Origin of the sequence: Brevibacterium sp. CFH 10365, from assembly GCF_009299785.1 — a bacterium.
Classification (GTDB): Bacteria; Actinomycetota; Actinomycetes; order Actinomycetales; family Brevibacteriaceae; genus Brevibacterium; species Brevibacterium limosum.
Map to the genome: position 1 here is coordinate 315,288 of NZ_VIGO01000002.1, position 12,470 is coordinate 327,757.

The window sequence follows — 12,470 nt, forward strand, 5'->3', positions numbered from 1 at the left end:
GGTCAGCCTGCAGCGAATCCGGCGTCGCGCAGCAGCTTCTGGGCTGCGTCGGAGCCGAGGAACTTCACGAAGGCGTCGGCCTCGTCCTGGTGCTCACTGGCCTTGACGGTGGCTGCCGGGTACTTGTTGATGACCTTGTCGGCTCCATCGAGGTCGACCTGTTCGACCTCGCCGTCGGCCCGGGCGATATCGGTGACGTAGACGATTCCGGCGTCGGCCTGTCCGGCGCTGACCTTGCCGAGAACATCGGTCACGGAGTTCTCTTCGCTGACCGGCTCGAGTTCGACGTCGTTGAGGCCGGCCCATTTCTCTGTCGCGGCTCCGCAGGGCACCTGGGGTGCGCAGACGACGAGGTCGTTTCCTGTGAAGTCCGACGAGCTCGTGATCGCCTTCGGGTTGCCGTCGGCCACGGCCAGGGTCAGCGTGTTCGAGGCGAACATCTCCGGATCACCGGCAAGCAGATCGCCGGATGCCAGCGTGTCCATCGTCGTCTCATCGGCGGTTGCGATGACATCGGCGGGGGCGCCTTCGGAGATCTGGGAGACGAGATCGGACGAGCCGGCGAAGGAGAACTTCACGTCTGGAGCGTTCGCATCAGCGGCTTTGTACTCGTCGGCGATGTCTTCGAAGACCTCGGTCAGCGAGGCCGCGGCGAAGACTGTGATCTCTGCCGGCCGGTCCGTTTCGGCTTGGGATTCCGGTCCCGTCGAGCAGGCGGTCAGGGTCAGGGCTGCGACGGTGCAGAGGCCCAAGAGAGTTTTCTTCATAGACCTATTGAACCCGCAGATGCGCCTTTCTGTCGACTTCAGATCCGATTATGAGACGTCTCTGAGCCCTCTTGTCCGAAACTGCTGACAGATTCTCACGAACCGGGGACGGTGTCGATCGACACCATCGTCGCCTTCACCGAGGCGGTTGCGAGACTTCCCGGCTCGAGCTCGAGTTCGCGACAGGCTTCGGCCGACATCAGCGACACCACGCGGAACGGCCCGCACTGCATGCTGACCTGGGCCATCACTCCGTCGATGCTGACGTCCGTGACGAGACCGGCGAAGCGGTTGCGCGAGGAGCTCACCACTCCGCTGGGATCCGGCAGAGCGCCCGATGACGATTGGGCCAGTGCGGCCAGTTCGCTGCCCTCGACGACCGCTCGGTTCGAGGAGTCCTTGAGCTGGGACAGGCGACCGTCGGCGACCCAGCGGCGCACCGTGTCATCGCTGACGCCGAGGAAGCGTGCCGCGTCGCTGATGCGCAGCCGGGTCATTCGAGAGCTCCTACCCACTCGTCGGAGCCGTCGCTGAAGTGCTGGTGCTTCCAGATCGCCACCCGAGCCTTGACCTCATCGATGAGTTCGGAACAGGCGAGGAAGGAATCCCTCCGGTGCGCGGAGGCGACGACCGCGGCCAGGGCTATGTCTCCGATCGAGAGGTCTCCGACTCGGTGAACGACGGAGAGCCTGACCGTGGGGTGGCGGGCGGCGATGTCCGCAGCCACCTCGGCGATCTGGGTGCCGGCGAGCGGATGGGATTCGTAGTGCAGACGGTCCACGCCCCGACCTTCGTCGTGGTCGCGGATGACTCCGGAGAAGGTGACGACGGCACCGCAGGTGTCGGTGAGGACGTCGGGTTCGAGTTCCGCGGTGGAGATCGGGGTCTCGACGACGCCCGTGGTCACTGCTGTTCCGGTACTCATGGCTCTCGTGTCCGATCTCCGCTCTTTCCGCCGGTCTTCTCGATGACCTTGATATCACCGATGACGGCCTGGTTGTCGACGGCTTTGATCATGTCGAAGATCGTCAGCGCGGCGGTCGTCACAGCCGTCAGAGCCTCCATCTCGACTCCGGTCTTCGACACGGTCTTCACCGCGGCGGTGATGGCCACGGCGTCCTCGCGGAGTTCGAACTCCACGTCGATTCCCGTCAGCGGCAGCGGATGGCACAGCGGGATGAGGTCGCTGGTGCGCTTGGCGCCCATCACGGCCGCGATGCGGGCCACCGGCAGGGCATCGCCCTTGGGCAGTCCCGCCTCGGCGATGAGGTCGATGACCTCGGGCCGGGTGGTGATGAGTCCTGAGGCAACGGCTCGGCGCTTCGTGACGTCTTTGTCGCCGACATCGACCATCTGGGCGGTCCCGGATGCGTCGACGTGGCTGAGTTTCATGCGATCTTCCACGTCATCAGCCTATCTCCCGCAGCTGAGAACGGATCGTCTGTGCCCGCGTCCTCGGGTGAGACGAAGACGAGGTGGGTGGCTTCGGCGTAGCTGTGGAGCAGGTGGGATCGTGAGTCGCCGACGAACTCGAGGCCCGCCTCCGTGAGCCTGGCGCGGCGGACCTGCAGCTTTCCTGCAGGAGGGGCTTCGTCGAATCCGTGGGCCAGTCGGTGGTGGGCAACTTCCCGGGGTGCCTCGTGATCGGCCAGACCGAGCAGGGCGGGGCGGATGAAGAGCTCGAAGCTGATGAGTGTGCTCACCGGGTTGCCGGGCAGCGCCAACCACGCGTGGTCGGCCAGGCGTCCGCAGCCCTGCGGTCCCCCGGGCTGCATGGCGATGGGTTCGAAGGTCATCGAGGAGCCCGCATCGAGGTCGGCAGCGAGTTTGACGACCTCGTGCGCTCCCTTCGAGATGCCGCCGGTGGAGATGACGAGCTGCGCATCGCTGTCACGGACTCGGTCGAGCAGCCGCTGCGGGTCGTCGGGAACAGAAGCGACTTCCGTGTCCACACCGAGGCGGCGGAGCCCGGCCGAGAGCGTCACGGAGTTCGCGTCGTTGATCCCGGCGGCCGCCTCGGCGGCGATCTCGTCCCCTGTGCTCACGACGAGGACCCGCGGCAGGCCGAGCACCGGCAGGTCGTTGACCCCACATGCGGCGGCCACGCCGAGGTGGGCGGGGGTCAACATGGTGCCCGCTCTCAGCACGGTCTCACCGATGCGAACGTCGGAGCCGCGGCGACGGACGAAGGTCCCCGGCCGGGGTTCGGCGGGACGAACGATCGTGATGGTTTCGGCACCGAAGCGTCCCGGCTCGGTGTCTTCGATCTTGACGACCATGTCGGTGCCCGCGGGCAGCGGTGCTCCGGTCATGATCTCCACGCCGGTGCCCGGCTCCACTGCCTCACCGCGTGATCCTGCGGCGACGCGGCCGCGCACGGGGACCGGGCGGCCGCGCAGCTCGTGCACCGTGGCTGCGGCGAGTGCATAGCCGTCCATGCTCGAGTTGTCGAAGCCGGGCACATCGATCGGCGATGCCACATCGGCGGTCAGCCGCCTCGGCGAGTCGAGCAGAGAACTCAGCGGCAGGGTCGTGGTGCCGGTCAGTGGCGCGATCGTCTCGAATATCCGCTCACGATGCATCTTCGCAGTAGTCATGGGACGATGATATCGACACGCTTTTCAAGGAGGATGACGCAATGGAGAAGATCGGTCTGCCCATGCCGGTGCTGAGAACTCCGACAGTCGACCTGGGCGAGGAGTTCACCGCTCACAACGAGAGTGCTCTGCTCGACACCTTCGATCGTCGCGCTCGGGACCTCCGCATCTCACTCACGGACTTCTGCAACCTGCGCTGTACGTACTGCATGCCGGAAGAAGGCGTCGAGTTCATGTCTCGCGATTCCGCGATGACCGGCGACGAAATCGTCCGCTTCGTCCGCATCGCCGTGGAGAAGTTCGGCGTCGACCAGGTCCGGTTCACCGGTGGCGAACCCCTGACCCGCAAGGACATCAACGAGATCATCGCCGGTGTCGCGGCTTTGGAGCCGCGACCGAACATCGCGCTGACGACGAACGCGATCGGTCTGGACAAAAGGGCCGCGGGGCTGAAGGACGCCGGACTGGATCGCATCAACGTCTCGCTCGACACGATCGATCCGGAGACATTCGAGACCATGACCCGACGCCCGTTCCTCAAACGTGTGCTCGAGGGCATCGACGGGGCGAAGTCCGCCGGACTCGCGCCTGTGAAGATCAATGCCGTGCTGCTGCCGGGGATGAATGATGCGCAGGCCCCCGATCTGCTGCAATGGTGCCTTGAGCAGGGACTGAGTCTGCGGTTCATCGAGCAGATGCCCTTGGATGCCGGCCATTCCTGGGACAGGACGTCGATGATCACCGCAGCCGACATCTTCGCACTCCTCGAACCCCGTTTCGTGCTCACTCCGGATTCGGCTCCCCGGGGCGGTGCCCCGGCCGAGAAGTTCCTCGTCGCCGATCGACGCGATCCCGACACCATCCTCGGTGATGTCGGGATCATCGCCTCGGTGACGCGTCCGTTCTGCGCCGACTGCACCCGCACCCGCCTGACCGCGGAGGGCCGAGTGCGCACCTGCCTGTTCTCACACACCGAGGTCGACCTGCTCACCGCGATGCGCGACGGCGCCTCGGACGAATCGATTGCGAACCTGTGGAAGGGCGCGCATTGGAAGAAACTCGCCGGTCATGGGATGGACACGGATTCATTCGAGCAGCCCCAACGTCCCATGAGCGCCATCGGAGGATAAGTGCCCACCATCACCGTCCGGTTCTTCGCCGCAGCCCGGGAGGCCTTCGGCTCTCGCGAATCCCAGGTCCGCGCCGGGTCCGTCGCTGAACTCGTCACCACCCTCGCCGAGGCGGCCGACCCCCAAGCCGCGACCGTGCTGTCGCGCTCGAGCTTCCTCGTCAACTCCGTGGCAGCCACCGATCGGTCCGCAGCCCTGTCCGACGGTGACACCGTCGACGTCCTCCCGCCGTTCGCCGGTGGCTGAGGGTCGGTGCCGACGGGCCTGTGCCGGCGGTCGGTTTCGCTGCGTTGCCCTCAGTCAGCTTCGCTGCGAGGCCGGTTGGGACAGGTAGGCGAGGTAGCCGCCGTTGATCGAGGTGACGTCAAGGCCCTGTCTGCGCAGCTGCGCAGCGGTCTTCGCTGAACGGATCCCCGACCGGCAGTAGAGCGCAATCCCATGTGAATGCGCTGGTTCCGAGAGGGCCGCCGGATCAGCACGACCTGCTGTGAGGGTCGATGGTGCTTTCGGGAGTCTGCTGGGATCGGCCAGCAGTTCATCCATCGGAATGTGGACAGCGCCGGGGACCACCCCCGAGGCGACTTCCTCGTCATCGCGAATGTCGACGACGACGGCGTTGTCGCCGAGTTCCGGCCAGCTGAGAGTGGCCGGGCCCAGGGTGTTCTCTGGGCTGGCGCCGACCTCCGGCGCTCTGTCGTCTGCGCTGCGAAGATCGAAAGAGTGCTGTTCGTAGTCGTCGCGATGCTGCTCGAGGTCGGTGATCGGAGTTCTGCCGGGGATCGGTGAGACCGGAACTCTCTCCCAACCGGCGTCGAGGCTGCTGTGGATGGCCACACTGCTGTACAGAGGCGTGCCGATTCCGGTCAGCACCTTGATGGCTTCCATCGCCATGGCTGAGCCGATGCTTCCGCACAGGGGCCCGAGGACTCCGGCGACCGAGCAGTCGGGCACGCTTCCCGGGGCGGGGACCTCGGGATAGAGGTCCCGCAGGGTCGCACCGTGCTCGGCGTCGAAGACGGCGACCTGTCCGTCGAAGCCGAGGATGGTTCCCCAGACGAGGGGGATGCCGAGAATCTCGCAGGCATCATTGGCGAGGTAGCGGGTGGCGAAGTTGTCACTGCCGTCGATGACGAGGTCGACGCCGTCCAACATGTCGAGGGCATTGTCAGGGGTCAGCAGCCGAGGGATCGTGCGGACCTCGATCGACGAGTTGATCCCGTTCATCCGCTGCTGGGCGGAATCGATCTTGCGGGTGCCGATGGCCGCCTCGGCGTGGATGACCTGTCGATGAAGGTTGCTCAGTTCGACGATGTCGGGATCGACCACGGTGATCGTGCCGATGCCGACGGCCGCCAGATAGCTGAGTATCGGGGCGCCGAGCCCCCCGGCACCGATGACGAGGACATGCGAGTCGAGCAGTGCCGCCTGCGCGCTCTCTCCGAATCCGGACAGCCGGAGCTGCCGGGCGTAGCGGGACCGGTCGGCAGGGTCGAGGCGTGAGCTGGACATGGTCCCATCCTAATGCGACCGTTCTTGCTGTGGCTGTGCTGTTCCAGCGGTGCCTGTGACGGTCCGGCAGAGTGTCTGCCCAGGTTTCGGCGTCAGCACTCGAGGTAGTCGATGTCCGTGCCCGCGCCCAGTTCCTCTGAGCCTCGCAGGGAATCTGTGCCGCGCGGGATTCTGATGATCACGTCGGCGACGGCGAAGTCCGGCAGTCTGGCTCGGTCGGCGGCGAGGATCTCCCCCGTCTCGGTGAAAGTGCCGGGACGGAACGTGACGGCATTGTCGTGCCGTCGGAGGTTCGGTCCCGCGAGGATGCCCTTCCGCCATCTCTGCCGCAGCGTCTTTCCGGCCAGCAGCGAGCCGGCGAAGAGGTGGAAGGCGACAAAGGCGCCCGGCGGTGTGCCGGGCAGGTGGAGCAGCGGCAGGGTGCCGAAGCGTCCGAAACCCTGAGGGGACCCCGGTCGCATCTCGAGACGGCGGAAGGTCGAGTGGTCGGGTTCCAAAGTCTGACGGACGACTTCGAAGGCGCCGGCGCTGATTCCGCCGGTCGTCACGACGAGATCGGCCTCGGCCTCCATCGCAGTGAGTACGCTGCGCAGCTCGTCGGCATTGTCGCCGCAGGTGGCTTCGACGGGTTCGGCACCGAGGCGGCGGACAGCGGTGGCGAGCATCGGCAGGTTCGAATTGAAGATCTGGGGGCCGGACGAGCCACGTGCGTGGTCGGTGCTCTGGACTTCGTCTCCGGTGACGACCACGCCGATGCGGGGGTGGACCGTCTCGATCTCGGTGATGCCGAGCATCGCGAGGGTGCCGACTCCGGCGGCCGTGATCCGCTCCCCCGCGGGCAGGATCATGTCCCCGCGGTCCATGTCTTCGCCGATCGAGCGGATGTTCCACAGGGTGGGAACGGCTTCGGGAAGGGAACCGATCCGGATGGCTGCCGGTGCCGGCCCCGTCTGCCGGGCGTCGGTGAGTTCGACGGGCACGACCGCCTCGGCGCCGGTGGGCACGGGAGCCCCTGTCATCACACGCACCGCGCATCCCGACTGAAGGGCGACCGAATCGTGGCCGGCAGGGGTGTCGCCGACGACTCGGACGGCCTCGCCCATACTGGCGGCGGTCAGGGCCTGAGAGTCGAGCGCGAATCCATCCATCGCCGAGGCGGCAAAGGCAGGCACCGCTCGTGGAGCAGTGATGTCTGCCCCGGTCGTGCGCCCGGCGGCGATCGTCACGGGCACCACCTCGGTGCGCTGCAACGGTGCCAGTTCGGCGATGAGCTCGGAGTAGTCCTCTGGGTCCAATGATGTCCTTCCCTCACGTCGATCCTACGCGTCGCGGACGAATGTTCCGGTGCGGGTCGGGCCTGGTTCGTCTACAGTGTGGAGCGTGGACACTGACCGAGCGGTAGCCATCGAATCCTCACAGCTGAAACTGGTCAGCTGGGAGGCCGCCGCGACTGCCCTGTTGGCGATCTCGGCGGTCGTGCTCTTCGGTGTGGGAACCACGTTTCCGCAGGTCCGAGGTCTCGGGTATGCGCCGATGCTCGCGGCCCTCGTCATTGCGTGGAGCGTCAACCGGAGCTTCGCTCGGGACCTCAGCATCATCACCGGCTGTCTCGCGCTCATCTCGGCGATCTCGGTCGAAGCCGATATCTCATGGACGAACATCGCGCGGATGGGCATCGTGCTCTCCGCCGTCGTCGTCGGCCCGTGGCTGGTGACTCGCTATGTCTTCGACGACAAGACGATCCAGTACCCGATGCGGCGCGGCCAACCGTGGTCGCGGCTCGAATGGGGGTGGCTGGTCTTCGTCGTCGTGGTCGCCTGGGCGGTGCTGCCGCAGTACTTCATGCGCACCGGGGTCTACCTCAACTGGCCGCCGCTGACGAACTGGTCGGAGATCATCCGTCTGTTCTTCGGGGTCAACGCCGTGGGCATCTGGGACGAGCTGTTCTTCATCTGCACCGTCTTCGCCCTGCTGCGCAAACACTTCGCGTTCTGGACGGCGAACGTGTTCACCACGATCATCTTCGTCTCATTCCTCTGGGAGCTCGGCTACCGTTCGATCGGACCTCTGCTGACGATCCCCTTTGCACTCGTGCAGGCCTTCATCTTCACACGCACGAAGTCACTGCCCTATACGGTCACAGTGCATCTGCTCTTCGACGCTCTCGTGTTCCTCACGATCGTCCACGCCCATCACCCGCAGGCACTGCCCATCTTCATCGGCGTGTGAGGCTCCGCAACCGACATTTCTTCCCGGTGGCACAGCATCCCTCACCCGAACTCACATAACCTACAGCTGGTCCGGCATCTGTCGCTCGTCCGGCCATACCCTCGTGTTGCAACCCTCTGAAATGGCACCAGGAGTGAGGGATAGTCGCATGCGACGACGAAGGCCCCTCCGAGACGCTGGCTCGGAGGGGCGTTCGTGGGGCTGACGGCTCTGTCATCGAGCCGGTGTCTCAACAGCGGGGCTGAGATCCTACCCGCTCAGCAAGTGCCTCAGCGGATTCCGCGCAGGAGCTTGAGCATCGGCTTCGTCAGGGTCAGGGCGAGCAAGCCGAGCACAACCGACGAACCGCCGACCGAGAGCCAGTAGGGCGCCTGGTTGGCAGCGTCGAAGTAGCCGCCGAGCACACCGGACAGAGCAGTTCCCACACCCGAGGCGAGGAAGAACACGGCGATCATCTGCGACTGGAAGACTTTCGGAGCGACCTTCGTGGAGAACGAGAGCCCCACCGGCGAGATGAGCAGCTCACCGAAAACGAACACAGCCAGGGTCAGAGCCACCCACAGCAGCGGCGTCTCATTGGTACCGGCCTCAGCGAAGGGCAGGAACATGAGGAAGCCGATGCCGATGAGCACTAGCGACAAACCGGCCTTGACCGGGGTCGAGATCTGCTTCGGGCCGAGCTTCATCCACATCGTCGCGAACAGCGGGGCGAAGACGATGACGAAGAACGCAGGGATCAGCTGGATCCAGTTGATCGGCATCTCCCATCCGAAGATCGAACGGTTGAGCTGCGTATCCGAGTAGCCGGTGAGCACTCCGAAGATCTGCTGGTACATCGACCAGAAGATGACGACGGTGATGAAGAACGGGATGAATGCGAGGACACGGGACCGCTCGTCGGAATCCGTCTGCGGCGAGGTGTACATGACGATGAAGTAGCAGGCGGCCGCACCAGCAGAGATTCCGGCGATCCACCAATCGAGATTCTCAGGGTTGACGATCTTCGTCATCCACAGAATGACGGCGAGGAGAACGACGACCACGACGGCCACGATGAAGAGGTAGAGCTTGTTCTTCGGCAGCGGATTGACCGCTACTCGCGACTCCGGCGGCAGGCTCTTGCGGCCGGTGAGGTAGATGATGAGACCGAGGGCCATGCCGACGGCGGCGGCGCCGAACCCGTAGTGGAATCCGATGTTCTTCTGCAGCAGACCGGTGATGAGCGGGCCGAGGAGCGCACCGATGTTCACGCCCATGTAGAAGATGGTGAAGCCGGCGTCACGGCGCGGGTCCTTCTCTTCGTAGAGTTCTCCGACCAGCGCCGAGGCGTTTGCCTTGAGACCGCCGGAGCCGAGTGCGACGAGGATGAGGCCGACCGCCACTCCCCCGTAGCCGGGGATGAACGCCAAGCAGATGTGGCCGATCATGATGATGATCGCGGAGTAGAAGAGCACCTTCTCCGCTCCCGCCAGCCGGTCGGCGACCCAGGCACCGAGGATGGTGGCGAGGAAGACCGCACCGCCGTATGCACCGACGATCCCAAATGCCGTGCCCTGCTCCATCCCCATGCCGCCGTCGGTGACGCTGAAGTAGAGGTAGATGGCGAGGATGCCGTTCATCCCGTAGTAGGAGAAGCGCTCCCACAGTTCCAGGCTGAAGAGCTGCATGAGCGGCAGAGGGTGTCCGAAGAAGCGGGTATCGCTGCGGACGGCCTCGGTCGTCGAGGTGCTTGAAGACATTGTGTGCTTTCCGTAGTGGTGTGAGAGGCCACGATCCGTGGCGCACTTCACGATGGACCAGCGGACATCCTACTCCTCGGTCATGCCGTGGTCACACCTGGCAATGCCTGGGACTCGCCGTCCCAAAAAGCGGAAAGGCAGAGTGATTCAGATCTCGTCTTCGGCCCCAGTGACGCGCTGCCGTGATGGCCTGACCGCCTTCCGGTCGTCACGTCTGCCGACCACGAGATTGAGCACGCCGGCACACAGGACGATCACCGAGGCGGCCACCGGAACAGCCATCGCCACGGCCGTCCCCTGATCCTCGGCGAGGATTCCGTTGATCGCCGAGGACACCGATTGGCCGACGATGATCGCCGATCCCGCCATCGACATCACCGTCGCCGACCGACCGGCGGGTGCCCGTTCGGCTGCGAGACTGAAGAGGGTGACGAGGCTCGGTCCGATTCCCGTGCCCATGAGCAGCAGCGCCATGACGATGATCGGCATCGTTCCCGTCGATGCGAGGATGACAGATCCTGTGACCAGGATCGGCGCGAAGCACAGCAGCCGGGCCCACAGCGCGAACGCTGAAGGAAAGAGCGCCACCGAGATCGCCAGCACCGCGGAGCCGATGCCCATGACACCGTAGATGAGGCCAGCTTCCTCCGGCCGGCCGATGTCGTTGGTCAGGGCGGTCAGAGCCGTGAGCGTGGAGCCGAACACCATCCCGACGCCGAAGACGCCGAGGATGATGACGAAGACACCGGCGGTGAACATGTCCTTCGCCGGAGCGCGCTCGCCGCGGCTGCTCGACGTCCCTGCCGAGCGTGCCCGCCCCGTCGGATGCAGGGCGAAGGCGGAGACGAATGTCAGCGTCATCACGATCGCCCCGATGATGGGGGCGACCGGGGTGAAGAAGGTCGCCAACAGCCCGACGAGGAAGGGCCCGAAGACGAAGATGACCTCATCGGCGGCGGATTCGTAGGCCATCGTGGCGTTGAGCACCTTCGGCCGCCTCGTCGAGGGCAGTGCCGTCATGACGATGTCGACGATGCGTGACCGTGACATCGGTGCCACCTGGGGCGAGGTGGCACCGATCGCGAACGCGGCGATGAAGACGACGAAATCGGGCAGCGGACTGAAGACGACCCAGGCCATGAAGGTCAGGGCCAGACAATTGAGGACCCCGACGATGAGCAGAACATAGCGCTGTCCCCAGCGATCGGCTGCCGCCCCGATGAACGATCCGAACAGGGCCGTGCCCAATCCGACCATGGCGGAGTTGATTCCGCCCAGGCTCAGGGATCCGCGCCCGGCCACGACGAGGGTGAGGACACCGACGACGATCATCGCGAACGGCATGCGGGCGACGAAGGCGATCGGAAAATAGCTGCGTCCGACGGCCGAGAACAGAGTCGATGGAGGCTCCTGCCCGGCAGAGAGTCGAGCCGAGGCGGGAATATCGCTGTCTGTCATACCAATCCAGTTTCTGCTCCCGAACGTCCGGGAGGTCGTGCCGCCGTGGTGACCTGGATCAAATCACTCGGTAGATGCACTTGCCAGTCGGAGAAAGTCGAACCGAAGGTTCTCCCTCAGGCTACTGTGTTTAGCCACCCGATTCGAGTGCAAGCGCACCAGGCGACGTTGAGTTTCGTCACCATGGCACGGACCCCATTCCCATCCCCGACTCAGAAAGAACGCAGATCGGTCTGCGAGGATGACGGCTATGAACTTCTTGTCTCGCGTCATCGTCAACGCATGTGCGATCTGGGTGGCCGCCTGGATTCTGCCGGGTGTGGCGATCACAGGGAACCGGGTCGTCGAAGACCAGGCCGGACCGATTCCGGCCATGATCATCTCCTACCTCGTCATCGGCCTCATCTTCGGGTTGGCGAATGCCTTCATCAAACCGATTCTCAGCTTCGTCTCCGCCCCGATCACATGTCTGACCCTGGGCCTGTTCTCCATCGTCATCAACGCGATCATGCTGGCACTGACGAGTTGGCTCAGCGGGTTCACACCCTTCGAGTTCACCATTGATTCGTTCTTCTTCTCCGCCATCCTCGCGGCGATCATCGTCTCGATCGTCTCCGCCCTGCTCGGGTGGCTCGTCCCGGAGCGAAGCGCCGAGCACGACCGGAGATGAGCAAAGTCCTCTACGCGATGTAGACTGTGGCTGAGAGTCAGCTGACCACCAGAAACATCGCCGGAGGAGACCATGTCCGATATCGCCGCACCGAAGAGAACCCGCAATTCCGCATCGTTTGCCGATGTCATCGTCTTCGTCTTCGCTTTCGCTCTCTTCCTGTTCGGGCTCTACCTCTTCGGAGCCGCGTTCTCTTCGCCTGAGGGAACTGAGTTCTGGGTGTTCTGGGGCGGTCTGCTCGCGTCGAGCTTCGCCTTCCTCGTTCCGATCGTCTACCGCTGGATCCGCGACTCTCGCGGCTGATCGTCCGGTCGGTTCACGAAGGGCCGCTGCGCTGTTGCGCAGCGGCCCTTCGTCGTCCGCAGTCAGTT

The 12,470-nt window shown here is 64.8% G+C and carries 14 protein-coding genes; 5 read left to right on the forward strand and 9 right to left on the reverse strand.

Going from position 1 to position 12,470, the window contains the following annotated elements:
* Positions 1–2 precede the first annotated feature (2 nt).
* The 5 genes from modA to FHG09_RS04745 all read right to left on the reverse strand — a co-directional run bounded on the left by modA (position 3) and on the right by FHG09_RS04745 (position 3,364).
* Complete coding sequence (gene modA / locus FHG09_RS04725) at positions 3–767, reverse strand: molybdate ABC transporter substrate-binding protein (protein WP_152346538.1); 765 nt, start codon at positions 765–767, stop codon at positions 3–5.
* Positions 768–862: 95 nt separating this feature from the next.
* Positions 863–1,264, reverse strand: coding sequence for a TOBE domain-containing protein (locus tag FHG09_RS04730; protein WP_152346539.1), 402 nt, complete (start codon positions 1,262–1,264; stop codon positions 863–865).
* Positions 1,261–1,692 carry a molybdenum cofactor biosynthesis protein MoaE gene (locus FHG09_RS04735; protein WP_152346540.1) on the reverse strand — a complete coding sequence of 144 codons (432 nt, stop codon included), beginning with the start codon at positions 1,690–1,692 and terminating at the stop codon, positions 1,261–1,263. Before FHG09_RS04735 ends, FHG09_RS04730 begins: the two co-directional genes overlap by 4 nt.
* Positions 1,689–2,159 carry a cyclic pyranopterin monophosphate synthase MoaC gene (gene moaC, locus FHG09_RS04740; protein ID WP_152346790.1) on the reverse strand — a complete coding sequence of 157 codons (471 nt, stop codon included), beginning with the start codon at positions 2,157–2,159 and terminating at the stop codon, positions 1,689–1,691. Before moaC ends, FHG09_RS04735 begins: the two co-directional genes overlap by 4 nt.
* On the reverse strand, positions 2,156–3,364 hold the full coding sequence (locus FHG09_RS04745; protein WP_227492545.1) for a molybdopterin molybdotransferase MoeA: 1,209 nt from the start codon (positions 3,362–3,364) through the stop codon (positions 2,156–2,158). The genes moaC and FHG09_RS04745 overlap by 4 nt, the downstream gene beginning before the upstream one ends.
* 41 nt (positions 3,365–3,405) lie before the next feature.
* Between FHG09_RS04745 and moaA the strand changes: the two genes are divergently transcribed.
* Entirely contained in the window at positions 3,406–4,494 is a 1,089-nt protein-coding gene (gene moaA, locus FHG09_RS04750; RefSeq protein WP_152346541.1) for a GTP 3',8-cyclase MoaA, read from the forward strand.
* Complete coding sequence (locus FHG09_RS04755) at positions 4,495–4,740, forward strand: MoaD/ThiS family protein (protein ID WP_152346542.1); 246 nt, start codon at positions 4,495–4,497, stop codon at positions 4,738–4,740. It begins immediately after the preceding gene.
* A 54-nt stretch (positions 4,741–4,794) separates the two neighbouring features.
* On the opposite strand, the gene FHG09_RS04760 is transcribed toward FHG09_RS04755, so the two are convergent.
* Both FHG09_RS04760 and FHG09_RS04765 read right to left on the reverse strand, forming a co-directional pair.
* Entirely contained in the window at positions 4,795–6,003 is a 1,209-nt protein-coding gene (locus FHG09_RS04760) for a ThiF family adenylyltransferase (protein WP_152346543.1), read from the reverse strand.
* Between the two features lie 92 nt (positions 6,004–6,095).
* A complete protein-coding gene (locus FHG09_RS04765; RefSeq protein WP_152346544.1) occupies positions 6,096–7,298 on the reverse strand; it encodes a molybdopterin molybdotransferase MoeA in 1,203 nt (400 codons plus the stop codon).
* Between the two features lie 85 nt (positions 7,299–7,383).
* Between FHG09_RS04765 and FHG09_RS04770 the strand changes: the two genes are divergently transcribed.
* A complete protein-coding gene (locus FHG09_RS04770; protein WP_227492546.1) occupies positions 7,384–8,232 on the forward strand; it encodes a CPBP family intramembrane glutamic endopeptidase in 849 nt (282 codons plus the stop codon).
* 269 nt (positions 8,233–8,501) lie between these two features.
* Here FHG09_RS04770 and FHG09_RS04775 read toward each other — a convergent pair whose 3' ends face one another.
* Positions 8,502–9,971, reverse strand: coding sequence for a peptide MFS transporter (locus FHG09_RS04775; protein WP_152346545.1), 1,470 nt, complete (start codon positions 9,969–9,971; stop codon positions 8,502–8,504).
* Between the two features lie 147 nt (positions 9,972–10,118).
* Positions 10,119–11,429, reverse strand: coding sequence for an MFS transporter (locus tag FHG09_RS04780; RefSeq protein WP_152346546.1), 1,311 nt, complete (start codon positions 11,427–11,429; stop codon positions 10,119–10,121).
* A gap of 250 nt (positions 11,430–11,679) precedes the next feature.
* On the opposite strand from FHG09_RS04780, the gene FHG09_RS04785 reads away from it, so the two are divergent.
* A complete protein-coding gene (locus tag FHG09_RS04785; RefSeq protein ID WP_152346547.1) occupies positions 11,680–12,099 on the forward strand; it encodes a phage holin family protein in 420 nt (139 codons plus the stop codon).
* Positions 12,100–12,171: 72 nt separating this feature from the next.
* Positions 12,172–12,402: a hypothetical protein gene (locus tag FHG09_RS04790; protein ID WP_152346548.1), complete on the forward strand. Its 231-nt coding sequence runs from the start codon at positions 12,172–12,174 to the stop codon at positions 12,400–12,402.
* The last annotated feature ends 68 nt before the right edge of the window (positions 12,403–12,470 follow it).

Bases quoted from the DNA above. Each gene is read 5' to 3' on its own strand.
- FHG09_RS04780 (WP_152346546.1), bottom strand. From the start codon at position 11,429: ATGACAGACAGCGATATTCCCGCCTCGGCTCGACTCTCTGCCGGGCAG.
- FHG09_RS04730 (WP_152346539.1), bottom strand. From the start codon at position 1,264: ATGACCCGGCTGCGCATCAGCGACGCGGCACGCTTCCTCGGCGTCAGC.
- FHG09_RS04790 (WP_152346548.1), top strand. From the start codon at position 12,172: ATGTCCGATATCGCCGCACCGAAGAGAACCCGCAATTCCGCATCGTTT.
- FHG09_RS04745 (WP_227492545.1), bottom strand. From the start codon at position 3,364: ATGACTACTGCGAAGATGCATCGTGAGCGGATATTCGAGACGATCGCG.
- moaA (WP_152346541.1), top strand. From the start codon at position 3,406: ATGGAGAAGATCGGTCTGCCCATGCCGGTGCTGAGAACTCCGACAGTC.
- FHG09_RS04775 (WP_152346545.1), bottom strand. From the start codon at position 9,971: ATGTCTTCAAGCACCTCGACGACCGAGGCCGTCCGCAGCGATACCCGC.
- FHG09_RS04760 (WP_152346543.1), bottom strand. From the start codon at position 6,003: ATGTCCAGCTCACGCCTCGACCCTGCCGACCGGTCCCGCTACGCCCGG.
- FHG09_RS04735 (WP_152346540.1), bottom strand. From the start codon at position 1,692: ATGAGTACCGGAACAGCAGTGACCACGGGCGTCGTCGAGACCCCGATC.
- FHG09_RS04785 (WP_152346547.1), top strand. From the start codon at position 11,680: ATGAACTTCTTGTCTCGCGTCATCGTCAACGCATGTGCGATCTGGGTG.
- moaC (WP_152346790.1), bottom strand. From the start codon at position 2,159: ATGAAACTCAGCCACGTCGACGCATCCGGGACCGCCCAGATGGTCGAT.
- modA (WP_152346538.1), bottom strand. From the start codon at position 767: ATGAAGAAAACTCTCTTGGGCCTCTGCACCGTCGCAGCCCTGACCCTG.